Here is a 23,219-nt window from a genome sequence, read left to right as displayed (position 1 = left end):
GGAGCGACGGAAATGGAGGCAGGTAGCCGCCCAGGAGCCCGGGAGCATCCATGACCAGCCCCCACGAGCCGTCCGAGTCCGACGCAGGCCCGGAGAAGAGCGCGGGTGACGCGGCGCCGAGCGGGCACAAGGGCGGCTCGACGGCTGCGCGGATCGCCAGGAACACCGCCTCGGCGGTCCTCATCGTCCTCACCTGCGTCCTCGTACCGATCGCGCTGCTCACCGTCTGGGTGCACGACATCGCGCTGGACACGGACCGCTACGTGGCGACGGTCTCCCCGCTGGCCTCGGACCCCGCGATCGAGGACGCGGCGGTCAGACGCATCACCCATGCCGCCGACGTGCGGGTCGACGGCAACAAGGCGGCCTCGGACATCGCCGCCTGGCTCCAGTCCCAGGGTCTGCCGCCACAGGCCGCGCAGGCGCTGAAGGGGCTCGGCCCCCAGCTCGACTCCGCCGTCGACAGCACGGTGGAGAAGGTGGCCACGCGCTTCGTGCGGAGCGACCGCTTCGAGCAGATCTGGAAGACCGCCAACCGGGAGGCCCACGCCGGGGTCGTCCACGCGCTGACCGGGCAGGGCCACGGAGCCATCGGGGTGAACGGCGGAACGGTCACCCTGAACGTCGGCGAAGCCGTCGACGAGGTCAAACAGGCGCTCGTGGACGCCGGACTGTCCCCGGCCTCCAAGATTCCCGATGTCGACAAGCAGATGGTGCTGTTCCAGTCCGACCAGCTGGGGAAGATCCGTGACGGCGCCCATCTGCTGGACGTGATCGGGAACTGGTTTCCCGTGCTGGTCGTGGTGATCGGCGCCGCCGGGGTGCTGCTCGCCCACCGGCGACGGCGAGCCCTGGCCCGTACGGCGCTCGGCGCGGCCTTCGCCTGCCTGATCGTGGCCATCGGCCTGGTCATCGCCCGCCACTACTACCTGGACCATCTCCCGCCGCAGGTCCAGTCGGAGGCCGCAGCGGCGGCCGTTTTCGACACGCTGCTGCACTTCCTGAAGGTCAGCCTCCGCACGGCGATCGTGCTCGGCGTGGTCATCGCGCTGGGCGCCTATCTGATCGGGCCCGGGCGGCTGCCGCTCGCGGTCCGGGGCACATCCGAGCGCGCCGCGGACTCCGCGGCTCAATGGGCGTACGCCCATCAGGTCCGCACCGGCCGGGCGGGAACCTGGGCCCAGGCCCACCGCCGTTGGATCGCCCTGGCCGCGCTGCTGATCGTGGCCCTGGTCTTCGCGCTCTGGAACCACCCCACGGTCCTGACGATCCTGCTGCTCGTCCTCGTCCTCCTGGCCCTGCTCGCTCTGCTGGCGCTCCTCGCCGCCTCCGGACGCGTCACCACCGAGGCCGAGAAGGCCGCGGAACGGCGGCCGGGAGGCGGCGCATGAAGGGCCGGCGGGCGGTTCTCGGTCACGGCCTTCTCGAGAGGTGACCCTGCGGCACCGCGCGGGCCGGAGCCCGATTCCGAGTCCGGCTCCCGGCGAAGGCACGAACGCGAAAGCCGGATGCCGCAGCCGCCGGCCGGCGTTACTGTGGGCATCGTTCAGGTGCGCAGGCTGCGGCTACTTCTCCTGTCAAGAGAGCGACGCGGGTTCGAATCCCGCCGCCGGCCCCGGCCGGTGTCGTCCAGCGGCCGAGGATGCTTATGTGCCGCCGCCGACTCTGATCTCTGAACACCCAGGCATGAGCCGTCCACCACGGAGTACCCGGTGGGCGGCTTTCGTCGTACGGGGAGGACGTCGCCGTCGCGCTGGACGACCGGACCGTCAGGGCCTGTCCGGTCCCGGTCGCGGCTCCCTCCTGACGAACCGGCAGGAGTCCTGTCACCACGGTGTGGTGTACTCATCCGGCGATCATGACAAGACTGCGTGCGGGGGACTTGATGAGCACCGAGGACGACATGCTTGACGCGTGGGTGGACGTCGAGGAACGGCTGCCCTGGCTGCCGCTCGATCCCTATTTCGTGGGTGAGGAACGGCGCGGCCTGCTGGTGGAGGAACTGAAGCAGTCCGGCTTCTCCGTGCTGGAGATCGACCTGGGGACGGTGCGCGAGGAGCGGCAGCTCAAGTCCGCACTGGGCCGGGCGCTGGTCAAGCCGGAGGAGTACGCGGACAACTGGGACGCGTTGCGTGACCTCCTCCAGCAGCGCGGTGAGAGCAGTCCGTGGCTCATCGCCATCGTGTTCACCGAGGCCCACTCGTTCCTCCGCGCGGACGTCCACGGTTTCGTGCGGTCCGTGGCGGTGCTGAACAGCCTGGCCGAGGAGTTGTCGAGCCTCGACGATCCCTACGGCCAGCTGGAACTGTTCTACGTGGGGGACTGGACCACCGCCTGACCGGTGAGGGACAGCGCGAAGGGGTGCCCGAGGGCCGGTTGCCGACCTGTCGGGCACCCCTTCCGCGTTGCGGCCGCCCGGCCGGTTCAGGTGCGGGACGTACGGGGAACCGGCGTCGGAGAGGCGACGGTCACGCCCCGTCGTTGAGGGCGTCGAAGTTGGCGGCGTCGGCCGTCGGCTGCCGGGCGACCAGGAGCCAGGGCTTGGGGTGGGCCGTGCGGTCGGCGCAGGTCAGGGTCGCGGGGTGGGTGGTGGTCAGCGCGACGCAACTGGTCTCCCAGACCTGACCCGTGGTGGTCACGATGTCGAACTTGATGCGGTTCAAGGCGGCCGTCCGGGCGTGCGCGTTGACGGAGACGCCGCAGGGCAGACCTGCCGCACCGCCCGACGGATAGTCCGGGTGGGTACTGAGGTTGGTCCACAGGAAGTGCTGCGTCTCGCCGGTCCGCTGGTCACGGATGCCCGCGAAGGTCCTTCCACCGGCCAGGGTGATACGGATCTCGAAGTCCGGCGATTCCTGCGCGGCGTCGATGCCGGAGCACGGGCCCGTAGCACCCGTCGCGCCGGTCTGACCCTGGGGGCCGGTGGCTCCCAGAAGGCCCGGCGCCCCCGTGGTGCCCGGCTCTCCCTGGGGCCCGGTGGGCCCGGTCGCACCGGTGCGTCCCACCGGACCCGCCGCGCCCGTCGCGCCGGTGGCGCCCTTCGGGCCTCGCGGGCCGGTCGGGCCCTTGCACCAGTTCCTTCCGTCGGGCCGCTCGTCCGGGAGGGCCCGGTGCTCGTGGTGCGGGCCCGGCCTGCACTTGTCGCCGCCGTCCGGGGCCGCCGTCGCGCGATCGGCCACGCTGCCGGCCGTCGCCGTCCCGGGGCCGACCACCCCCGACGCCATCACCAGCGCCAGTGAGGCCACCAGGCCGGCCTTCTTGAACCGGTCGCGGGCCGGCGGGCCCAGCAGAGGGGTGGTCCTGGACTCAGGATTCATGCGCGGGTGCTCCTTGTATCGATCGGTGGGGAATTCCTCGACGCCGCTCGCGAGCTTGACCCGCCGATGCCGGGCAGATCGTCCAACCTCCTCGAAACTCGCCCTATTTATCATCAAATCAGCCCAATTGGGGCGACCTGATGAGGTAATGCGCCGCTGGTGGTTCGAAGGTGGATCCGCTGCGCCCAATCGGGCGCTGTTCGGCTCCGTGTCCCGCGCGGAACGGTCCCTGGCGCCCGGTGTGTGTCACATTGACCGCCGTGAAACCGCAGACCATCTGCCTCTGCATGATCGTCAAGAACGAGTCGCGGGTCATCGAACGGTGCCTCGGCTCCGTCCGCCATCTGGTCGACACCTGGGTGATCTCCGACACCGGCTCGACGGACGGGACCCAGGACCTGATCCGCGCGGCACTGGCCGGCATCCCGGGCGAACTCCACGAGGAACCCTGGGTCGACTTCGGCCACAACCGCACCCGGAACATCCAGCGCGCCCGCGGCAAGGCCGACTTCCTCCTCACCGTCGACGCCGACCATGTCCTGCGCCAGGACGCGCCGCTGCCCCGGCTGACGGCGACCTCGTACATGCTGCGCTACGACACCCCGGGCACCCAGCACCGCTTCAAGCACCTGATGCGGGGCGACCGCACCTGGCGCTACGAGGGCGTCACCCACGAGTACCCGTGCACCGACGAGCCCGACGTCCAGGAGAAGCTGGACGCGCTCGTGATCGAGGACCACGCCGACGGCGGCTGCCGCGGTGACAAGTTCGAACGGGACGCCCATCTGCTGAGGGGCGAGCTGGAGCGCGACCCCGCCAACACCCGCACGGTCTTCTACCTCGCCAACACCGAACGCGACCTCGGGCACGCCGAGGAGGCGATCGCGCTGTACGAGCGGCGCGCCGCGATGGGCGGCTGGGTGGAGGAGGTCTACTGCTCGTTGCTGGAGGCCGGTCTCCTCAAGGCCGAGAGGACAGGGGACTGGCCGGGGGCGATGGACGCGTTCTCCCGTGCCTGGGAGGCGCGTCCTGAGCGGCTCGAGGCCTGCTACGAACTGGCCTCCCGGCTGCGGGTCCAGGGCCGCCACCACACCGCGCACGCCCTGCTCGGCGCCGTCCTGGACCGGCCCGAACCCGACGACCTGCTCTTCACCAGCAGCTGGGTGTACCGCTGGGGTCTGCTTTTCGAGTACTCGATCACCGCGTACTGGGTGGGCGACCACGCCGGCTCGATCCGGGCCTGCGACCGGCTGCTGGCCCTGCCCGACCTGCCCGAGGCCATCCGGCGCCAGACGGGGATCAACCGCGAGTTCTCGGTCCAGCGCCTCGCCACCGTCCCGCCGCCGGCCGCCGCACCCCGTCGGCCGAAGGCCTCCCGGGCGGACAGGGCCGCGAAAAGGTAGCCCGGCACCCGGCGGGCACGGCCCGGGGTGGGGCGTACCGGAGGCCGGTTCACGTCTCGCCCGCCCGTCGCACCGGGCCGATGCCGCGGCCGACATCACCTCACGGACGTATCGACGTCACTGCATGGACGTATCAATGGGTGCCGACGCGCCGCATCCATCGGGGTGGCCGGTGCGTCTACGCAGGTATGGATCTGGAGAAGCCGCCTGCCGCGCGACCCGGCGAGCAGGCCGAGGGATGTCTTGCCGTCGCGATCCGCATTCCGGTGCGGATCGTCGTGCTCGTGCTTGTCGTGCCGGTACGGATGGTGTGGGACGCGCTCGTCGTCGGCGGGAAGTTCCTCCGGGACACCCTGCTGCGGCCGGTGGGGCGGGCGCTCGGGTGGTTGGCGCGGGCGCTGTTCGTCTGGCCCTGGGTGGCGCTGTGGCGGTACGTCGTCGTGCCGGTCGGCAGAGCGCTGGCCTGGCTCGGGCGGGTGCTGCTCGTCGTGCCCGCGGTGTGGCTCTACCGCACGGTCCTGACCCCGCTCGGCCACGCGATCGCCTGGGCGGCCCGGGGGATCGGCGCCGGCTTCGCCCTGCTGTTCACGGGCGTCGCGGCCGTGGTCACCTGGATCGCCCGCGGTGTCGTGACGGTGCTGGACCAGGTGTACGTACGCCTGCTCACGCCCGTCGGACGATCCGTCGCCTGGCTGCTCAAGGGCATCGGGCTGGTCCTCGCGGCCATCGGGGTCGGGGTGTACACCGTCGTGGCCTGGCTGGCGCGGTATCTGCTCGTCGTCCCGGCGCTGTGGCTGTACACCTGGGTCCTCACGCCCGTCGGCAGGGCGATCGCCCTGGTGGCCGAGGGGTTCGTGTGGATCGTACGGATGATCTTCATGGGCATCGGAGCCGCGCTCTACTGGACGGCGCGCATCCTGCTGGTGCTGCCCGCGCTCGCGGTGTGGCGCTGGGTGCTCGTGCCGGTCGGGCGGGCCCTCGCCGTCGTGGCCAGGGAGGTCGGCGAGGCCCTCGGGCACGCCTGGCGGATCGCCGGGCACATCTCGCTCGCCGTCGGACGGTTCTTCGCACGGCTCTTCCGGTGGACGTTCGTGGAACCCGTGCGCTGGGCCTACCGGACCGTGCTGACGCCGGTCGGGCACGCCGTACGCGACCTGGTGCTGAAGCCCGCGGCCGAGGCGGCGCGCAGTGTCGGGCGGGCGACACGGCAGGCCCTGGCCGCCGCCCGGGACAGCGCCCGGCAGGCCCGAGCCGATTTCCGGCGGATGGTCTTCGGGACTCCCCGGGAACCGCGGCCGGTCGTCCGGCGGGAACCACCGGCCGCCGACACACGTACTCTAGGTAGCAGTACGACCGCACTCACGAAGGACTGAACGACACTGGGCAAGCGACAGCCCGAAGGCCCGCCGCCCGCACCCGCGGTGCAGCGCATCCGACTGCGCTACACCAAGCGCGGCCGCCTCCGGTTCACCAGCCACCGTGACTTCCAGCGCGCTTTCGAGCGTGCCCTGCGCCGTGCCGCCGTACCGATGGCGTACTCGGCGGGGTTCACGCCGCATCCGAAGGTGTCGTACGCCAATGCCGCACCCACCGGCACCGGCAGCGAGGCGGAGTACCTGGAGATCGCGCTCACCGAGAAGCGCGACCCCGAGAAGCTGCGCGAACTCCTCGACGAGTCGATGCCCCTCGGGCTCGACATCATCGAGGCGGTCGAGGCCAGCGTCTCGGGTCTCGCCGACCGGCTCACCGCTTCCGTGTGGGAGCTGCGCCTCGACGGCGTGGACCCGGCCGAGGCGGAGCGCGCGGTGCAGGTCTTCACCGCGGCCGAGACCGTCGAGGTCAGCCGCAAGACCAAGAACGGCATGCGGACGTTCGATGCCCGCGGTGCCGTGGCAAGCCTCGAGACGATCCCTGAGACGCACAGTCCACAGGCTGATAGGCCGACCGACCAGCCCTGTGCGATACTGCGGCTGGTTGTTCGGCACGTGACGCCTGCCGTTCGACCCGACGACGTCCTGTCCGGTCTTCGCGCCGTGGCCGACCTGGCGCCGCCGGTCGCCGCTGCGGTGACCAGGCTGGCGCAGGGGCTGTTCGATGAAGAGACCGGCACGGTGACCGACCCGCTCGCGCCCGACCGCGAGGCAGTCGCAGCCGCCCCAGCCGATCGCACAGGGGCCGCCGCAACTGCCGCCGCGAAGGTGTCGGCGTAAGGAAGGTCCCGCGTAAGGACGGATGTCGTAACGCAGCCCTCGTATCCGGGAGCCACCTGGGTCGGGCAGCGCACCGACCAGAAGACTTTCGCCAGGCCGTACGCACACATGGCGTACGGAACCGGCGAGACAGGACACAGAGAGCTCCCGTGCGGCGCCCGCGCCCCGGACGGCGGCACCGCGCATCGCGCGAGCCGCGGACGTCACCGGTACTGCCGGACCAGGCGCGGCGCCCGGGAGCCTGACGGGAGATCCACCCGCATGCTCGAGCCGACCGAACCCACTGAGGGTTCCGAGACCAACAACACTCCCAGCGACACCCTGCCGCCGCGGCGCCGCCGCCGTGCGGCGTCGCGCCCCGCCGGTCCGCCGACCGCAGCCTCCGAGGCCGCGGCCGAGACCACCGCGCCGGCCATACCGGCCGTCGCATCCGCCGACGTCATGGCGGAGGACGCCTCCGCGCAGACCCCGGCCCCGGTGAACGCCGAGGCCGAAGAGCCGGACGAGGCCGAAGAGGCTGTCGAGACGGCCGCGGCCGAGGTCGCCGCCGACACCGACGACGCCGCACCGCGCCGTACGCGTCGCCGTGCCACCCGTCGGGTCTCCGCCCCCACCGGTACGCCCACGGCTGCCGAGACCGCGGAGATCGCCGAAACAGTGGTGCCCGCCGCCGCGGTCGCCGAGCCCGAGGGCCGGCCCGCCGAGGAAGCCCCGGCCGCCGTCGAGGAGACCGCACCCGCCGGCCGTACCCGCCGTCGCGCCACCCGCCGTGTCACCGCGCCCACCGGCACACCCGGCACACCCGAGGTGAGCGAGGCCGTGACGGCCGCCGCCGAGCCGGCGACCGCCCCCGCCACCGCGGAGGCCGAGGCCGAGGCGCCCGTCGCCGAGCCCGTCGCCGAGCCCGTCGCCGAAGAGGCAGCCCCCCGCCGCACCACCCGTCGTCGTGCCACCCGGCGCGCCTCCGCGCCCGCCGGTGCGCCCGAGGGGGACACCGCCGACGAGCGTGTGGAGGCGCCCGTGACCAGCGAGAACCAGCCCGAGGAGGTCGCGCGGCCGGAGGCCGTGCAGCCGGAGGCCGAGGAGGGCGCCCCGCGCCGCGGCCGTCGTCGTGCCACCCGCAAGGCCGCCGTCGGTTTCTCGGCGCCCGCGCCGAAGGAGACCGAGGAGTCCTCGCGGCGCCCCGGACGTCCGGCTGTCGCCGTGTTCCAGGCGCCGGTGTTCACCGAGCCGATGTTCCAGACGCCCGAGCGGGCCGCCGCCGCTGCCGCGGCCGAGGCCGCCGAGGAAGCCGCCGAGGTCGCCGAGGCCCCCGAGGCCCCCGAGCCGGTCGAGGTGGTCGAGGAGCCGACCGGTGGCCGTCGCCGCCGCCGTCGCCGGGGTGTCGAGGACGAGCCGGTGACCGTGGCCGCCGAGGAGCCGCAGGAGCCCGAGGAGTCCGCCGAGGACGCCGAAGAGGCCGAGGACGCCGTCGAGGATGACGAGGGTGAGGAGGAGTCCGCGGGCTCCCGTCGCCGTCGCCGTCGCGGTGGCCGTCGTCGTCGCCGTGGCGAGTCCGCCGATTCGGACGGCGAGGCCGGCGAGGACGAGTACGCCACCGAGCAGGCCGCGCAGGACGCCGAGGACACCGCCGAGCAGGCCGAGGAGGACGCCGAGGAGGCCGACGAGCGCGAGGAGTCGGGCGGTTCCACCAGCTCCCGCCGCCGCCGCCGTCGCCGCCGTCGCGCCGGTGACTCCGGTGGCGACACCGAGCCCGGCGACAACGACCCCGAGCGCACCGTCGTCAAGGTCCGCGAGCCGCGCAGCAAGAAGGAAGAGCACCCGTCGGACGAGGTTCAGTCCATCAAGGGCTCGACCCGTCTTGAGGCGAAGAAGCAGCGCCGTCGTGAGGGCCGTGAGCAGGGCCGCCGCCGTGTTCCGATCATCACGGAGGCCGAGTTCCTGGCCCGCCGCGAGGCCGTCGAGCGTGTGATGGTCGTCCGCCAGAGCGGCGAGCGCACCCAGATCGGCGTCCTCGAGGACAACGTGCTCGTCGAGCACTACGTCAACAAGGAGCAGGCGACCTCGTACGTCGGCAACGTCTACCTGGGCAAGGTCCAGAACGTGCTGCCGTCGATGGAGGCCGCGTTCATCGACATCGGCAAGGGCCGCAACGCGGTCCTCTACGCCGGTGAAGTCAACTTCGAGGCGCTCGGCATGGCCCACGGGCCGCGCCGTATCGAGTCCGCCCTCAAGTCCGGCCAGTCGGTCCTCGTGCAGGTCACCAAGGACCCGATCGGTCACAAGGGCGCGCGTCTGACCAGCCAGGTCTCCCTTCCGGGCCGCTACCTCGTGTACGTCCCCGAGGGCTCGATGACCGGCATCAGCCGCAAGCTGCCCGACACCGAGCGCGCACGTCTGAAGACCATCCTCAAGAAGATCGTCCCCGAGGACGCGGGCGTCATCGTGCGCACCGCCGCCGAGGGCGCGAGCGAGGACGAGCTGCGTCGCGACGTCGAGCGTCTGCAGGCGCAGTGGGAGGACATCGAGAAGAAGGCGAAGAGCGGCAACGCCCCGACCCTGCTCTACGGCGAGCCGGACATGACCGTCCGTGTCGTCCGCGACATCTTCAACGAGGACTTCTCCAAGGTCATCGTCAGCGGTGACGAGGCGTGGGAGACCATCCACGGCTACGTCTCCCACGTGGCGCCCGACCTGACCGACCGGCTGTCGAAGTGGACCTCCGAGGTCGACGTCTTCGCGACGTACCGGATCGACGAGCAGCTGATGAAGGCGCTGGACCGCAAGGTCTGGCTGCCCAGCGGCGGTTCGCTGGTGATCGACAAGACCGAGGCCATGATCGTGGTCGACGTCAACACCGGAAAGTTCACCGGCCAGGGCGGCAACCTCGAGGAGACCGTCACCAGGAACAACCTGGAGGCGGCCGAGGAGATCGTGCGCCAGCTGCGGCTGCGCGACCTGGGCGGCATCGTCGTCATCGACTTCATCGACATGGTCCTGGAGTCCAACCGGGACCTGGTGCTGCGGCGCCTGCTCGAATGCCTGGGACGTGACCGTACGAAGCACCAGGTCGCCGAGGTGACCTCGCTGGGCCTCGTGCAGATGACCCGCAAGCGGGTCGGCCAGGGCCTCCTTGAGTCCTTCTCCGAGACCTGCGTCCACTGCAACGGCCGCGGCGTCATCGTGCACATGGAGCAGCCGACGTCCATCGGTGGCGGCGGCAAGCGCAAGAAGCGCGGCCGTGGCGGTGCCGAGCAGGTCCACGAGCACGACCACGACCACGACACGCACGAGACGGCCGAGGAGCCGGAGACGGTCGAGAGCGAGGCCGAGGTGGCTGCCGAGGTCGCCGCGCCCGTCGCGCTCACCGAGACCGACTTCCAGCCGGACGAGGAGCTGTACGGCAGCGCCGCCGAGGCGGAGGCGGCGGCCACCCGTGGCCGTTCGCGGCGCCGCGCCACCCGGCGCGCGTCCGCTCCGGCGGGTGCGCCGAAGACCGAGGAGCGCGCTCCCCGGAGCAGGCGCGAGGAGCGGGCCGAGCGGGCCGCCGCCTGGTCCCGTGAGGCTGCCGAGGCCGAGCCGGCCGCGGTCGAGGACCCGGTCGTCGAGGCTCCTGTCGCCGAGCAGCCGGTGGTCGAGGCTCCGGTGGTCGAGGTTCCGGCCGAGGCCGCCCCGGCCGTCGTGGCCGACGACGAGACCGCTCCCCGGGGCCGTACGCGTCGTCGTGCGACCCGGAAGGTGTCGGCGCCCGCCGGTTCGCCCAAGGCGGCGGAGGAGGCCGTGGTGACGGTCACGGAGCCGGCTCCGGCGCCCGTCGCCGAGGCCGCCGCGCAGCCCGCCCCCGAGGCCGAGCCGACGCCCGAGCCGGTGGCCGAGAGTGCCGCGCCGGCCCGTCCGCGCCGTCGCGCCGTGCGCAAGGCCACCGCGCCCACCGCGTCCGCGGACGCGGCCGTCACGGTCGTCCCGTCGGCCGCCGCGGAGCCGGTCGCCGAGCCCGCCGAGCCGGAGGCCGCCGAGGCCGACGCCGAGGCCGACGCCGAGGCTCCGGCCGCCAAGAAGACGGCCGCGCGCAAGACGGCCAAGAAGGTGACGGCGAAGAAGGCCGCCACCAAGAAGGCCGTGGCGGCCAAGAAGACGGTCGCCAAGAAGACCACGGCCAAGAAGGCGACCGCGAAGAAGACGGCCGCCAAGGCCACGGCGAAGAAGACCGTGGCGGCGGAGCATTCGCTCTCCACCGTCACGGCGTCCACCGACGAGGACTGAGCCTCCACGCGACGTCCCGGGCCCGCGCAACCGCCGGGCCCGGGACGTCGCGTGACCGGTGGCACACCCGCGGGGCCCGGCCTGGTTTGACCCTTTCGGCCGTGGCCCCGTAACCTTGACCGTCGGCGTGTCCCCTGACGCGCCGCACCCCCGTAAACCTCTTCCTCCTGGTGCTGCGAGCTTCGTGCTCCGTGCTCCGGGAGAGGCCGCTCGCGCAAGTCGGCGGCTGGACTGCGGGGTCCGTTCCGAGCGAAAGAGAGATCCGCGTGTACGCCATCGTGCGCAGCGGTGGTCGCCAGCACAAGGTTGCTGTCGGCGACATCGTTGAGGTTGACAAGATTCCCACCGCCAAGGTTGGCGACACGGTCGAGCTCTCGACCCTGCTCGTTGTCGACGGCGAAGCCGTGACGAGTGACCCCTGGGTCCTCGCGGGCATCAAGGTCCAGGCCGAGATCGTGGACCACCACAAGGGTGTGAAGATCGACATCCTTCGCTACAAGAACAAGACCGGCTACCGCCGTCGTCAGGGCCACCGCCAGCAGTACACGGCGATCAAGGTCACTGAGATCCCCGCGGCTGCGAAGTAAGGGTAGGGACTGAGACATGGCACACAAGAAGGGCGCATCGTCCACTCGGAACGGTCGCGACTCCAATGCTCAGCGGCTCGGTGTGAAGCGCTTCGGCGGTCAGACCGTCAACGCCGGTGAGATCCTGGTCCGCCAGCGTGGCACCCACTTCCACCCCGGCACCGGTGTCGGCCGTGGCAAGGACGACACGCTGTTCGCGCTGGACGCCGGTGCGGTCGAGTTCGGCACGCACCGTGGCCGCAAGGTCGTGAACATCGTTCCGGTCGCCTGATCCAGTCCCATCGAGGCTGATCCGGTCCCTGTGGACCTGATCGACTGCCTCGGGGCCCAGGCTCCGTAGAACAGAGTTCTTCGCGAGGCGGACCTCACTTCCCCCACGGGAAGAGGGTCCGCCTTTCGCGTGTTACGTAAGAGACATTCCGTACGTACAGAAGTAACCGAAGTGCTGGAGGCACCCCACATGACCACCTTCGTGGACCGCGTCGAGCTGCATGTCGCCGCGGGTAGCGGAGGTCACGGCTGTGCCTCCGTACACCGGGAGAAGTTCAAGCCGCTAGGCGGCCCGGACGGCGGCAACGGTGGCCGTGGCGGTGACGTGATGCTGGTCGTCGACCAGTCCGTCACCACGCTGCTCGACTATCACCACTCACCCCATCGCAAGGCCACCAGCGGCAAGCCCGGCGAGGGCGGCAACCGCTCCGGCAAGGACGGCCAGGACCTGATCCTGCCCGTGCCGGACGGCACGGTCGTGCTCGACAACGCGGGCAACGTCCTCGCGGACCTCGTCGGACACGGCACCTCGTACGTCGCCGCCGAGGGCGGCCGCGGCGGCCTCGGCAACGCGGCGCTGTCCTCGGCCCGCCGCAAGGCGCCCGGCTTCGCGCTGCTCGGCGTGCCCGGGGGCCTCCAGGACATCGTCCTGGAGCTGAAGACCGTCGCCGACGTGGCCCTCGTCGGCTACCCGAGCGCCGGCAAGTCCTCGCTCATCTCGGTCCTGTCCGCCGCCAAGCCGAAGATCGCGGACTACCCGTTCACGACCCTCGTCCCGAACCTGGGCGTGGTGACCGCGGGCGAGACCGTCTACACCATCGCCGACGTGCCCGGCCTCATCCCCGGCGCGAGCCAGGGCAAGGGCCTCGGCCTGGAGTTCCTGCGCCATGTGGAGCGGTGCAGCGTGCTCGTCCACGTCCTGGACACGGCCACCCTCGAGTCCGAGCGCGACCCGGTCTCCGACCTCGACATCATCGAGGAGGAGCTGAAGCAGTACGGCGGTCTGGACAACCGTCCGCGCATGGTCGTCCTCAACAAGATCGACGTGCCGGACGGCAAGGACCTCGCTGAGATGGTCCGCCCGGACCTGGAGGGGCGCGGCTACCGCGTCTTCGAGGTGTCCGCGGTCGCCCACATGGGCCTGAAGGAACTGTCCTTCGCGCTCGCCGAGATGGTCGCGCAGTCGCGGGCCGCGAAGCCCAAGGAGGAGGCGACCCGCATCGTCATCCGTCCGAAGGCGGTCGACGACGCCGGCTTCACCGTGGCGCAGGAGGAGGACGGCCTCTTCCGCGTGCGCGGCGAGAAGCCCGAGCGCTGGGTGCGCCAGACCGACTTCAGCAACGACGAGGCCGTCGGCTACCTCGCCGACCGGCTCGCCCGCCTCGGTGTCGAGGAGAAGCTGATGAAGGCGGGCGCCCGCTCCGGCGACGGCGTCGCCATCGGCCCCGAGGAGAACGCGGTCGTCTTCGACTGGGAGCCCACCGTCATGGCCGGTGCGGAGATGCTGGGCCGCCGTGGCGAGGACCACCGCTTCGAGGCTCCGCGCCCCTCCGCCCAGCGCCGCCGTGACCAGCAGGCCGAGCGGGACGAGTCGCAGCAGGAGTTCGACGACTTCGAGCCGTTCTAGCCAGCAGGAACCCCAATAGTGCGGGCCCGACCTCTCCGGAGGCCGGGCCCGCACTGCTCTGCGGCCGTCCGATCTCTCCGGAGGTCGGCCCGCACCTGCCTGTGCGGCCGTCCGGCGCGGGGCCGCAAGCGACGGGCCGGTCTCCGCGGACGGTGTCGACGGCCGCGTGGAAGAACCCCAGGGGCCGGATCGCGTGGATCCGGCCCCTGGGGTTCTGTCCGGCCGCCGGCGAGGCGGCCAGGGTGCTACGCGTTGACCGAGTCCTCGGCCCCGCTGTCCTCCGAGTCCGAGTCCGGCTCCGGGCCCAGTCCCTGATCGGACTCGTGGGCCGTCTCCTCGGCCGCCCCGCGCTGCGAGGGGATCTCCGCGGCGAGGCGGGAGTTCATCCGCACCCGCCGCTCGTCCGCCTTCGTGCACAGGACCGTGATCGCCGCGTCGAAGCGGGCCAGGGACGGCGGGTCGGAGGGGCCCAGCAGATGTTCCTTGAGCTCGGCGCGGGCCGCCGTGAACTTGTCGCGCTCCGGGTGGCGGACCGCGTCCAGGAGGGCCGGGACGCCGTCCGCGGCGGGCGTGAGGATCGCGCCCGCGGACACCGTGGGGAACCCGGCGCGGAAGGCCGCCTCCGGCAGGCCCGAGGTGTTCGCGACCGCATAGGGCTTCTCGCTGGACAGCCAGTCCGACACGACCGACGAGACGTCGCTGATCAGCAGGTCGGCCCGGTTGAAGCAGGCGAAGATCGCCGGACGCGCGTCCGTGATGATCTGGTGCTCCCACTCCGGGAAGGACGCCCAGAACGCGGACTCCCATGCCGTCGTCGCCCGGGCGATCTCCGCCTCGCGGTCACCCCGCGGCGCGCCCTGCAGCAGCATCCGCTCCATCTCGTCCGCGCTGGCACGGAAGGCGGTCGAGGTCAGCGTGTCCAGCTCGGCCGTGCGGCGGGCCAGTTCGGCCGCGGCCTCCGAGCCGGGACGGGCGCCGGAGCGCCGGGTGTTGGCCTCGCGGATCATCGCCATGATGCGCTCGTTGGCCCGGCCCGCGCGCGGGTCGACGGAGCCGGTCATCGGGTGCGGCTTGTACAGCAGGCGCACACCTTCGTCGGCGAGCAGGTGGCGCACTATGTTCTCGCCGGCCAGGACCACGGACGTGTTGCCCGGGTTGCCGTCCCAGCCCTCCCAGGTGGGGGCGTACAGGACGGTCGTGTGCGTGCCCGTCGGCGGGCCCGAGTAGAGGCGTATCGGCGTCAGCTGCGGCCGGCCGACCTCGACGATGTTCTTGTCCTCGACGCCGACCTCGGCGAGCGCGTACCGCTCACGGGCGGCGGGACCGGCGACCCACACCTCGTCGTACGCCTTCGCGTACGGGTTGCAGGAGGAGAGCTTGTCGCTCTCGCCGTGGTTGATGAAGGCGTGCTTGATCGTGGGGATGCGCAGCACCTGCGAGGTCTTCGCGGCGTTGGCCGGGTGGAGCATCATCTTCAGCGTCGAGTTCTCCAGCGAGAACATCGTGGAGACCTTCGGGAAGCAGATGATCGGGACGTCGGTCGCGTCGATCTTCTGCACCATGAAGCGCTCACGCAGCACGATCAGCGGCTTGGCGTCGATCTGCGAGAGCGTGGAGAGCCACATGTTCGCCTGGTACGCGGACGAGCTGCCGCCCGAGAAGTACATGGCCACCGTCGGCTGGTAGTCCGCCAGCCACTCGTCGACCCACTCCATGACCTTCGCCTCGGTCCTGGCGCGCTTCTTGGAAAGCAGCCAGGTGCCGAGGTAGACGGTGCCGCCGAGGGCCAGCGCGATGGCGATGCCCTCGCCCACGGCGCCCCAGAGAGCGTTCGTGGTGGCGGCGGTGACCAGCAGACCGGCCGTCGCGGGGAGGGAGAAGGTCAGCAGCCGGTGGCCCTGGCGACGGGCCAGGATGCGCGGCGGCGCGGCGGTCAGACGCAGCGTGGACGCGTCGATGTTCCGGGTGACGATCGGCAGTGTGCGGGTGCGGCGCACCAGGACCGAGACGGCGTGGCAGGAGAAGTGCAGTGCGTAGAAGAGGCATATCCCGACCAGCAGGGGTGCCTGCTCGTGCGTCGGGTTGATGCCGTCGATCCGCAACAGCCCCACCAGGACCAGCATGTCGCGCAGCAGCTGGCGGACCGTGACGTCGAAGCGCACCTTTCCGAGAACCGAGATCAGACCGGGGTCGCGATACTGCAGATACAGGTCCAGAAGGAGTCCCGCCGCGCTGGCGGCGACGAACACCTGGACGTTCGGCAGCAGCGCGGAGGCGATCTGGGCCGTGAAGAAGGCGAGCATCGCGAACAGCGCGGAGAGCTGCACGATGCGGCGGGGGGCGAGGCCTGCGGAAGGCACGGGCTGGGCTCCTGCGAGGGGGATGCAGCGGATGGGAATCAGGTGCGGCCGGGTTGTCACCAACGGAGGCCGAAGACTCACCGTATGACCTGAAGACCCGGCTAACAATCTTCCGTGGGGACAATCACTGCATAGCGCACATATTGCCCGCAGACTCTGTCCGCGGGCCTTGAGCGGGCGCTTTCGGGAGTGGGCTCGACCACACACGAACCCCGGTCGCAGTCCTACGGGAACCGCGGTCGTACCCGGGTCGTCCGCCCGTCGAAACGGGGAGTCACCCGAAGCCACCGCTCGCGTAGATTGCACACACCGGGCTCGTCGGAACATTGGGGAATCGCGTGTCAGCGGCAGGGAAAGCGGAGCGAGCGGGCGTTTCCGAGGCCCACAGGATCGTCGTCAAGGTGGGCTCCTCGTCGCTCACCACCGCCTCGGGCGGCCTCGACGCGGACCGGGTCGACGCCCTCGTGGACGTCCTCGCCAAGGCCCGCAGCGGAGGCGAGAGGGAGATCGTCCTCGTCTCGTCCGGTGCCATCGCCGCCGGGCTCGCGCCGCTCGGGCTGCGCCGTCGCCCCAAGGACCTCGCCCGCCAGCAGGCCGCCGCGAGTGTCGGCCAGGGCCTCCTGATGGCCCGCTACACCGCCTCCTTCGCCCGCTACGGCATCCGCGTGGGACAGGTGCTCCTCACCTCCGACGACACCAGCCGGCGCGCCCACCACCGCAACGCCTCACGTACCCTCGACAAGCTCCTCGCGATGGGCGCCCTGCCGGTCGTCAACGAGAACGACACGGTGGCCACGGACGAGATCCGCTTCGGCGACAACGACCGTCTCGCCGCCCTCGTCGCCCATCTCGTACGCGCCGATCTGCTCGTCCTGCTCTCCGACGTGGACGGGGTCTACGACGGCGACCCCAGCAAGCCCGGCACCTCGCGGATCGCGCAGGTACGGGCGCCCTCGGACCTCGCCGGTATCGAGATCGGCAGCACGGGCAAGGCAGGCGTCGGCACCGGTGGCATGGTCACCAAGGTCGAGGCGGCCAGGATCGCCGCCGCGGCCGGCATCCCGGTGGTGCTGACCAGCGCGATCCACGCCGCCGACGCCCTCGCGGCCCGGGACACGGGCACCTACTTCCACGCCACCGGCAAGCGGTCCGCCGACCGGCTGCTGTGGCTCCAGCACGCCTCCACCCCGCAGGGCGCGCTGACCCTGGACGACGGAGCCGTGCGCGCGGTCGTCCAGCGGCGCACGTCACTGCTGCCCGCGGGCATCGCGGCCGTCGAGGGCGAGTTCACCGCGGGCGACCCGGTCGAGCTGCGCGACAGCACGGGCCGTGCCGTCGCACGAGGACTGGTCAACTTCGACGCCAAGGAGATCCCCCAGCTGATCGGCCGCTCCACCCGGGAGCTGGCGCGTGAACTGGGCCCCGCGTACGAGCGCGAGGTCGTGCACCGCGACGACCTCGTCCTGCTGAACCCGTGAAGTTCGCGCTCCGGCGCGCTCCCCGGCCGCGTCCGTGAGACGCGCGTCCCGCTCTCCGGACGCCACGGGGACCTCATCCGCCGGACGCCGCCTCCGGAGCCCCAGTGGCATCCCTGAAACAGCTGTCCACTACACCCGTAAACGGCTGATTCCCCCGCCCCCACCGGGGGACGTTCCGTAAAACCGCCACACGGCGGCTTCTCACCTGCTCAACTTTGTGGCAGGGAGAGTCCGGGATCCGGTACGACCATTGGGTAAAGGAGGCCGTCGTGAGACGAGTACGCCCTGGGGCGGCGGCGTCCCGCGGTGGTCCCGCCTCCCGCGCGGTGGGCGAGGAACGCGCTCTGACGAGTGTCGCGGCCGGCGACACCTACGAGGGCGAGCGGCCGGCCGACCAGCCCCGGCTGTGGCACGTCACGCTGAGCGTGTCGGGCGGCGAGGCCCCGCTGACCGAGGTCAGGCGCGCTCTCGAACAGCTCGCCCACGACCACCCTTTTCTGCTGACCAGCCGGTACGCCAACGACCACGCGGAGATCCGCTACTGGGAGGAGGCCCGCGACCTGCACGACGCGGCGGCCGTCGCGCTGCGCCTGTGGGGCGAGCACCGCCAGACCGCCAAACTCCCGCCCTGGGAGATCGTCGGCCTGGAGGTCATCGACCGCGAGACGTACCACCAGCGGATCGCGGAGGGGTACGGACCGCTGCCCGCGACCCCCGTGGGAGTTCACCCGTTTTGAGCCCGTCTCGTCGTTTGGGACAACCGCTGGACGGGTCCACCGGGCGCACTACCCTTCCCTCATGACCACGCTCTCGCCGTACGACTCCATGTCCCCGGTCGCCCAGGCCGCCTACCGCGCGAAGTCAGCCGCCGCCGACCTGGCGCCCCTGCCGCGGGCCGAGAAGGACGACGCGCTGCTCGCGATCGCGGACGCGCTGGAAGTCCGTACGAGCGAGATCGTCGCCGCCAACGCCAAGGACATCGCGAAGGCCCGTGAGGCCGGGACCAGCGAGACCGTCATCGACCGGCTCACGCTCACCCCCGAGCGCGTGCGCGCGATCGCCGCCGACGTCCGCGACGTCGTGGCGCTGCCGGACCCGGTCGGCGAGGTCGTCCGGGGCTCGACCCTCCCGAACGGCATCGACCTGCGCCAGGTCCGCGTCCCGCTCGGTGTCGTCGGCATCATCTACGAGGCCCGCCCGAATGTGACCGTCGACGCGGCCGCCCTGTGCCTGAAGTCCGGCAACGCGGTCCTGCTGCGCGGCTCGTCCTCCGCCTACGAGTCGAACACGGCCCTCGTCCGGGTCCTGCGCGACGCCGTGGGCGGTGCCGGACTGCCCGCCGACGCCGTCCAGCTCGTACCGGGCGAGGGCCGGGAGTCGGTGCGCGAGCTGATGCGCGCCCGTGGTCTGGTCGACGTCCTCATCCCGCGCGGCGGCGCGTCCCTGATCCGCACGGTCGTCCAGGAGTCCACCGTCCCGGTCATCGAGACCGGCACCGGCAACTGCCATGTGTACGTCGACGCGAACGCCGACCTCGACATGGCGATCGACATCCTGATCAACTCCAAGGCCCAGCGGCCCAGCGTCTGCAACTCCGCCGAGACCCTCCTGGTCCACCAGGACATCGCCGCCGACTTCCTGCCGCGCGCCCTGGACGCCCTCGCGGACGCCGGGGTCACCGTGCACGCCGACGAGCGCGTCCTCGCCTACGCCAAGGACTCCAAGGCCACCGTCGTGGAGGCCACGGCGGAGGACTGGGACACCGAGTACCTCTCCTACGACATCGCGGCGGCCGTCGTGGACTCGCTGGACAAGGCCGTGGCGCACATCCGGCTGTGGAGTTCCGGCCACACCGAGGCCATCGTGACCACCTCGCAGCAGGCCGCCCGCCGCTTCACCCAACTGGTCGACTCCACGACGGTCGCGGTGAACGCCTCGACCCGCTTCACCGACGGCGGCCAGTTCGGCTTCGGCGCCGAGATCGGCATCTCCACCCAGAAGCTGCACGCCCGGGGCCCGATGGGGCTGCCGGAGCTGACGAGCACGAAGTACATCGTCACGGGCGACGGCCACATCCGGCGCTGAGACAGCGGTAGGGGCCACGGGCTGCGTCCACTGGGCTGCGGGCTGCGGTCCTAGGGTGACGGGCCGAGGGACCGCGGGGCGGGTCTGCGGCCTGTCACGTACGCGCGGAGCCGCGCGTAGGGCGAGCTGTGACTCCCGGAGGCCAGGAGCCCCCGAAAGGCCGGAGACGAGCCTGTGGGGCCGTACGGGCGCCCTTGAGCCGTGCGCGGAGGGTGCGCCGGTTACGTTCCCCGGCCCCGTCGAGCCGGACGGGGGCCCAGACGGGCCGACGCGGGGCCGCCTGGGGCCACGCGGGGCAGGGCGGGTGAAAGAGGCGGCTTCGCGGAAGGGGCCGCTTTCCGCCGGATGCCGGACGCCGGACGCGCGGCGGGCGTACGAGGGGCGTGCGCGGGGCGCACGGGTGGCATCGTGCCGGGCGCCGGGGCGTGCGGTCCGCGGTTCACGGCCCGCGATCCGCGCGAGGCGCGTCTCGTCAGGTGGATGAATTTCCGTACCGTCTGCCCAAAATGACCCCCCAGGTCTACTCTGGATCCGTGCCGGAGGACGTGGGGGGCACGCCGTTCCCTGACGGCTGGGAGCCCGACGACGACCGCGACCGCGGGGGTGCGGACGAAGAGTTCGCCTCCGTGGTCTTCGACGAGGACTTCGTACGGGCGGCGGTGATTCACGAACCGACCGCCGTGGAGCGACTGCTCGCCGCGGCCCAGGCTCGCGCGGAGGCCTCCGAGGCCGAGGCGCGCCGGGCACGCACCCGCGGGGCCCGTGGTGACGACGAGCGCTACGAGGACGGCTTCGGCCCCGACGACCACGGCGATTTCGGCCACGACCCCGACCTGGACGATCCGGACGACACCGAGGTCCTGGAAGGTCGCTACGGCGTCCCGGGAATGTACGGCCGGCCCTACGGCAAGCAGACCCGCTGGCACCGCCCCGTCGCCTGGATCCTCGCCCTCGTCATGGGCGTCGGCATGGTCGCCCTCGCCTTCACCGCGGTCTACCGGGGCACCTCCTCGGGCGGCCGTCAGGAGCAGGTCCCCTCGCCCGCCTCCTCCGGCCTCGAACAGGGCCGGGAGAAGGTCACCGGCACCGGCCCCTCGGCCTCGGCCGACTACTCCCAGCCGGCCGTGTCCGCGGTGCCCCGGACGCCCTGAGGGCGGTCCGCCCGTCGAGGCGTGGACGATCCCTCGAACAGCGTGACCATCCTGGTGAGAACCTGTCAGAACTTGTCGCGTACCACAGCGTTTACCGGGGCTCCCGGCGACCTACTCTGAATGTATGGGCGGGCCTGGAGACCCACCTGAGGGGACACCCGAGGGCGCTCCCACTGGTGGAGAGGACGAGTACCGATCCGTCGTCTTCGACGAGTCGTTCGTCCGTGCTGCCCGTCTTCAGGAGTTCTCCGCCCAGGAACGCATGGCCGACCACAGCCCGGCCGTACGCCGCCGCCCACCCCTCCAGCGCGGGCTGTCCCGGCAGGCGCTGATCCTCGTCCTGCTGATCGCCGTCGCCTTCGGCACCGCGATCTACATGGGCGTACGCCACCCCTACCAGACCCCCGCCACCCAGCCGGCCGAACCGCTGCGGATGACGGTGATCCCGCTGGCACCGCAGACCGCCGTGCCCGGAGCCAAGAGCACCGACGAGCTGTACGCCGACAGCCCGGCCGCCCAGTTCCGCATAGGTGCCGACGGCGTCACGATGCCCGCCTCGCGGCGCACCGCGCACTTCTCCGACAGCCAGGTCGTGACCGCTCTGACCACCGCCAAGGACTACCTCGTCGAGTCGTCCCTCGACCCGAGCGTCCTGACCGGAGGCGCCACCCGGCCCGTACGGGTCCTGCTCGACCCGCAGCAGCTCGACCAGTTCGACCAGAGCTTCGAGCACCCCATCGCCGACGGACGGCACGCGCCGACCGGCTGGCTGGTCCGCTTCGACGCGACCCGGGCGCAGCTCGCCGACAAGAAGATCCGGGTGCAGGGCACCCTCCAGGCCGCCGAGTTCGACGCGAACACCCTGGAGGTCATCGCCGACCACACCTTCGTCTACGCGCTGAAGCCGGCCGGCGCGAACGCCGAAACCAAGGCGTCACTGTTCACGGTCCGGCGCGAGCTGCACTTCCGCTTCGACCGCGACGACCTGCGTATGCACCAGGCCGAGCTGGCGGTGTCGTACGTCCAGGCCGGCCCGCTCGCCTGCTCCGAGGACTCGGTGAGCCGGTTCCGGCCGCTGCTCGCGGGCCAGACGGCCAAGGCGGGCGGCCCGGCGGGCACCGACCCGTACGCCACCGGCAGCGCGACGGCCCTCTGCGGTTCGCTGGCCAAGAGCGCGCAGCCGAAGGTGTAGCCGGACTGCCGGACTGCCGGACAGGCGGACTGCCGGACAGACGGACGGACTGCCGGGTGACGCCGCGAGGTCAGGGCGGCGGCACCCGGCGGGTGATCAGCCGCGGCGGCCGTCGGTGTCCTCGCCGTCGGAACCATCCTCACGCGGCGCCTCCTCGGCACCGGCGTCCTTGGGCGCGCCGGACCCGAAGCCACCGAAGCCGCGCCGCACCCGGCCCCCGAGGTCGCCCGCACCGCCCGCGATGTCGCTGACCAGCTTCATCAGGGGGTCCTTGGAGTTCTTCATGTCGTCGGCATAGCTGGCCGCCGACTGCCGGAAGGAGTCCGACACCGAGGTGTCCTTGTCCGCGTCGCGCCGCGGGTAGTGGCCGTCCATGATCCGCTGGTAGTCGCGGGACTCCGACCACTTCTTCAGCTCGGCCGCGCGGACCGCGGTGAAGGGGTGCGTGCGCGGCAGCACATTGAGGATCTTGAGCACGGAGTCGCGCAGGTCGCCCGCCGACTCGTACTCCTCGGCCTGCGCGAGGAACGCGTCCACGTTCATCTCGTGCAGGTGGTTGCCGCCCGCGATCTTCATCAGGCCGCGCATCGAGGACCGCAGGTCCTGGCCGACCAGGAGTCCGGCGCGGTCCGCGGACAGTTCCGACTTGCGGAACCACTCGCGCAGCGCGGTCACGATCGCCATGATCGCGAGGTTCCCCAGCGGGATCCAGGCGACCCGGACCGCGAGGCTGGTGAGGAACAGCAGGATCGTGCGGTAGACGGCGTGACCGGACAGCGCGTGGCCGACCTCGTGGCCGACGACCGCCCGCATCTCCTCCTCGTCCAGCAGCTCGACGAGCCCGGTCGTCACCACGATGATCGGATCGTCCAGACCGATGCACATCGCGTTCGGCTGCGGGTCCTGGTTCACGTACATCGGCGGGACCTTCTCCAGGTCCAGGATGTAACAGGCGTCCCGCAGCATGTCGTTGAGGTGCGCGAACTGGGCGTCCGAGACGCGCACCGAGTCGGACAGGAAGAGCAGCCGCAGGCTGCGCTCGGGCAGCAGGCCGCTCAGCGCCTTGAAGACCGTGTCGAAGCCGCTGAGCTTGCGCAGGGCCACCAGGGCCGAGCGGTCCGCCGGGTGTTCGTAGGTCCGCGAGGAGATCCCCTCGAAGCGCCTGCGCCGCCTGCTCGGCACCTGCTCGTGCCCGTTCTGCTCGTGGTCGTCGTCGGACATGTGTTCCCCCATGTGCGTTTGAGTGCCCTATGTGCCCCCAAGGCAGGGTCCAGCC

General features: G+C 71.6%; 17 protein-coding genes and 1 tRNA gene. 15 read left to right on the top strand and 3 right to left on the bottom strand.

Translation table 11 applies throughout. The features are described from left to right. Positions 1-50: 50 nt before the first annotated feature. From ACWD68_RS19550 to ACWD68_RS19540, 3 genes are all read left to right on the top strand, one after another. Complete coding sequence (locus tag ACWD68_RS19550) at positions 51-1,391, top strand: hypothetical protein (protein WP_451807663.1); 1,341 nt, start codon at positions 51-53, stop codon at positions 1,389-1,391. 132 nt (positions 1,392-1,523) lie between these two features. Then, a tRNA-OTHER gene (locus ACWD68_RS19545) sits at positions 1,524-1,615 on the top strand. A 270-nt stretch (positions 1,616-1,885) separates the two neighbouring features. Beyond that, positions 1,886-2,338, top strand: a complete 453-nt coding sequence (locus tag ACWD68_RS19540) for a barstar family protein (RefSeq protein ID WP_451807662.1) — start codon at positions 1,886-1,888, stop codon at positions 2,336-2,338. 130 nt (positions 2,339-2,468) lie between these two features. Here ACWD68_RS19540 and ACWD68_RS19535 read toward each other — a convergent pair whose 3' ends face one another. Then, the gene (locus ACWD68_RS19535; RefSeq protein ID WP_451807661.1) at positions 2,469-3,317 is read right to left on the bottom strand and encodes a hypothetical protein; all 849 of its coding nucleotides are present in this window, start codon (positions 3,315-3,317) and stop codon (positions 2,469-2,471) included. A 260-nt stretch (positions 3,318-3,577) separates the two neighbouring features. On the opposite strand from ACWD68_RS19535, the gene ACWD68_RS19530 reads away from it, so the two are divergent. The 7 genes from ACWD68_RS19530 to obgE all read left to right on the top strand — a co-directional run bounded on the left by ACWD68_RS19530 (position 3,578) and on the right by obgE (position 13,677). Next, positions 3,578-4,720: a tetratricopeptide repeat-containing glycosyltransferase gene (locus tag ACWD68_RS19530; RefSeq protein ID WP_451807660.1), complete on the top strand. Its 1,143-nt coding sequence runs from the start codon at positions 3,578-3,580 to the stop codon at positions 4,718-4,720. Between the two features lie 188 nt (positions 4,721-4,908). Beyond that, the gene (locus ACWD68_RS19525) at positions 4,909-6,093 is read left to right on the top strand and encodes a hypothetical protein (RefSeq protein WP_451807659.1); all 1,185 of its coding nucleotides are present in this window, start codon (positions 4,909-4,911) and stop codon (positions 6,091-6,093) included. A gap of 48 nt (positions 6,094-6,141) precedes the next feature. After that, positions 6,142-6,930, top strand: coding sequence for a TIGR03936 family radical SAM-associated protein (locus ACWD68_RS19520; protein WP_451807658.1), 789 nt, complete (start codon positions 6,142-6,144; stop codon positions 6,928-6,930). Between the two features lie 261 nt (positions 6,931-7,191). Then, entirely contained in the window at positions 7,192-11,193 is a 4,002-nt protein-coding gene (locus tag ACWD68_RS19515; protein WP_451807657.1) for an Rne/Rng family ribonuclease, read from the top strand. A 266-nt stretch (positions 11,194-11,459) separates the two neighbouring features. Next, positions 11,460-11,780, top strand: a complete 321-nt coding sequence (gene rplU / locus ACWD68_RS19510) for a 50S ribosomal protein L21 (RefSeq protein WP_164320786.1) — start codon at positions 11,460-11,462, stop codon at positions 11,778-11,780. 16 nt (positions 11,781-11,796) lie between these two features. Next, positions 11,797-12,051 (top strand): 50S ribosomal protein L27, encoded by a 255-nt coding sequence (gene rpmA / locus ACWD68_RS19505; RefSeq protein ID WP_030362615.1) that lies wholly within the window; start codon positions 11,797-11,799, stop codon positions 12,049-12,051. A gap of 189 nt (positions 12,052-12,240) precedes the next feature. Further along, positions 12,241-13,677, top strand: coding sequence for a GTPase ObgE (obgE, locus tag ACWD68_RS19500; RefSeq protein ID WP_451807656.1), 1,437 nt, complete (start codon positions 12,241-12,243; stop codon positions 13,675-13,677). A 245-nt stretch (positions 13,678-13,922) separates the two neighbouring features. On the opposite strand, the gene ACWD68_RS19495 is transcribed toward obgE, so the two are convergent. After that, positions 13,923-16,037 (bottom strand): hypothetical protein, encoded by a 2,115-nt coding sequence (locus tag ACWD68_RS19495; RefSeq protein WP_451807655.1) that lies wholly within the window; start codon positions 16,035-16,037, stop codon positions 13,923-13,925. Positions 16,038-16,375: 338 nt separating this feature from the next. Between ACWD68_RS19495 and proB the strand changes: the two genes are divergently transcribed. The 5 genes from proB (at position 16,376) to ACWD68_RS19470 (ending at position 21,943) form a co-directional block, all read left to right on the top strand. Then, complete coding sequence (gene proB / locus ACWD68_RS19490; RefSeq protein WP_451807654.1) at positions 16,376-17,515, top strand: glutamate 5-kinase; 1,140 nt, start codon at positions 16,376-16,378, stop codon at positions 17,513-17,515. Positions 17,516-17,784: 269 nt separating this feature from the next. Next, the gene (locus tag ACWD68_RS19485) at positions 17,785-18,252 is read left to right on the top strand and encodes a hypothetical protein (RefSeq protein WP_451807653.1); all 468 of its coding nucleotides are present in this window, start codon (positions 17,785-17,787) and stop codon (positions 18,250-18,252) included. A gap of 61 nt (positions 18,253-18,313) precedes the next feature. Then, on the top strand, positions 18,314-19,600 hold the full coding sequence (locus ACWD68_RS19480; protein WP_451807652.1) for a glutamate-5-semialdehyde dehydrogenase: 1,287 nt from the start codon (positions 18,314-18,316) through the stop codon (positions 19,598-19,600). Between the two features lie 533 nt (positions 19,601-20,133). Next, positions 20,134-20,751, top strand: a complete 618-nt coding sequence (locus ACWD68_RS19475) for an SCO2584 family spore wall biosynthesis protein (protein WP_451807651.1) — start codon at positions 20,134-20,136, stop codon at positions 20,749-20,751. A 124-nt stretch (positions 20,752-20,875) separates the two neighbouring features. Continuing rightward, the gene (locus ACWD68_RS19470) at positions 20,876-21,943 is read left to right on the top strand and encodes an SCO2583 family membrane protein (RefSeq protein WP_451807650.1); all 1,068 of its coding nucleotides are present in this window, start codon (positions 20,876-20,878) and stop codon (positions 21,941-21,943) included. 96 nt (positions 21,944-22,039) lie between these two features. On the opposite strand, the gene ACWD68_RS19465 is transcribed toward ACWD68_RS19470, so the two are convergent. After that, complete coding sequence (locus ACWD68_RS19465; RefSeq protein ID WP_451807649.1) at positions 22,040-23,164, bottom strand: M48 family metallopeptidase; 1,125 nt, start codon at positions 23,162-23,164, stop codon at positions 22,040-22,042. Between the last annotated feature and the right edge of the window lie 55 nt (positions 23,165-23,219).

Source organism: Streptomyces sp. NPDC005141 (assembly GCF_053599975.1).
This window is presented reverse-complemented; position numbering and strand designations above follow the sequence as displayed.

Bases quoted from the DNA above. Each gene is read 5' to 3' on its own strand.
- ACWD68_RS19550 (WP_451807663.1), top strand. From the start codon at position 51: ATGACCAGCCCCCACGAGCCGTCCGAGTCCGACGCAGGCCCGGAGAAG.
- ACWD68_RS19540 (WP_451807662.1), top strand. From the start codon at position 1,886: ATGAGCACCGAGGACGACATGCTTGACGCGTGGGTGGACGTCGAGGAA.
- ACWD68_RS19535 (WP_451807661.1), bottom strand. From the start codon at position 3,317: ATGAATCCTGAGTCCAGGACCACCCCTCTGCTGGGCCCGCCGGCCCGC.
- ACWD68_RS19525 (WP_451807659.1), top strand. From the start codon at position 4,909: ATGGATCTGGAGAAGCCGCCTGCCGCGCGACCCGGCGAGCAGGCCGAG.
- ACWD68_RS19515 (WP_451807657.1), top strand. From the start codon at position 7,192: ATGCTCGAGCCGACCGAACCCACTGAGGGTTCCGAGACCAACAACACT.
- rpmA (WP_030362615.1), top strand. From the start codon at position 11,797: ATGGCACACAAGAAGGGCGCATCGTCCACTCGGAACGGTCGCGACTCC.
- obgE (WP_451807656.1), top strand. From the start codon at position 12,241: ATGACCACCTTCGTGGACCGCGTCGAGCTGCATGTCGCCGCGGGTAGC.
- ACWD68_RS19480 (WP_451807652.1), top strand. From the start codon at position 18,314: ATGACCACGCTCTCGCCGTACGACTCCATGTCCCCGGTCGCCCAGGCC.
- ACWD68_RS19470 (WP_451807650.1), top strand. From the start codon at position 20,876: ATGGGCGGGCCTGGAGACCCACCTGAGGGGACACCCGAGGGCGCTCCC.
- ACWD68_RS19465 (WP_451807649.1), bottom strand. From the start codon at position 23,164: ATGTCCGACGACGACCACGAGCAGAACGGGCACGAGCAGGTGCCGAGC.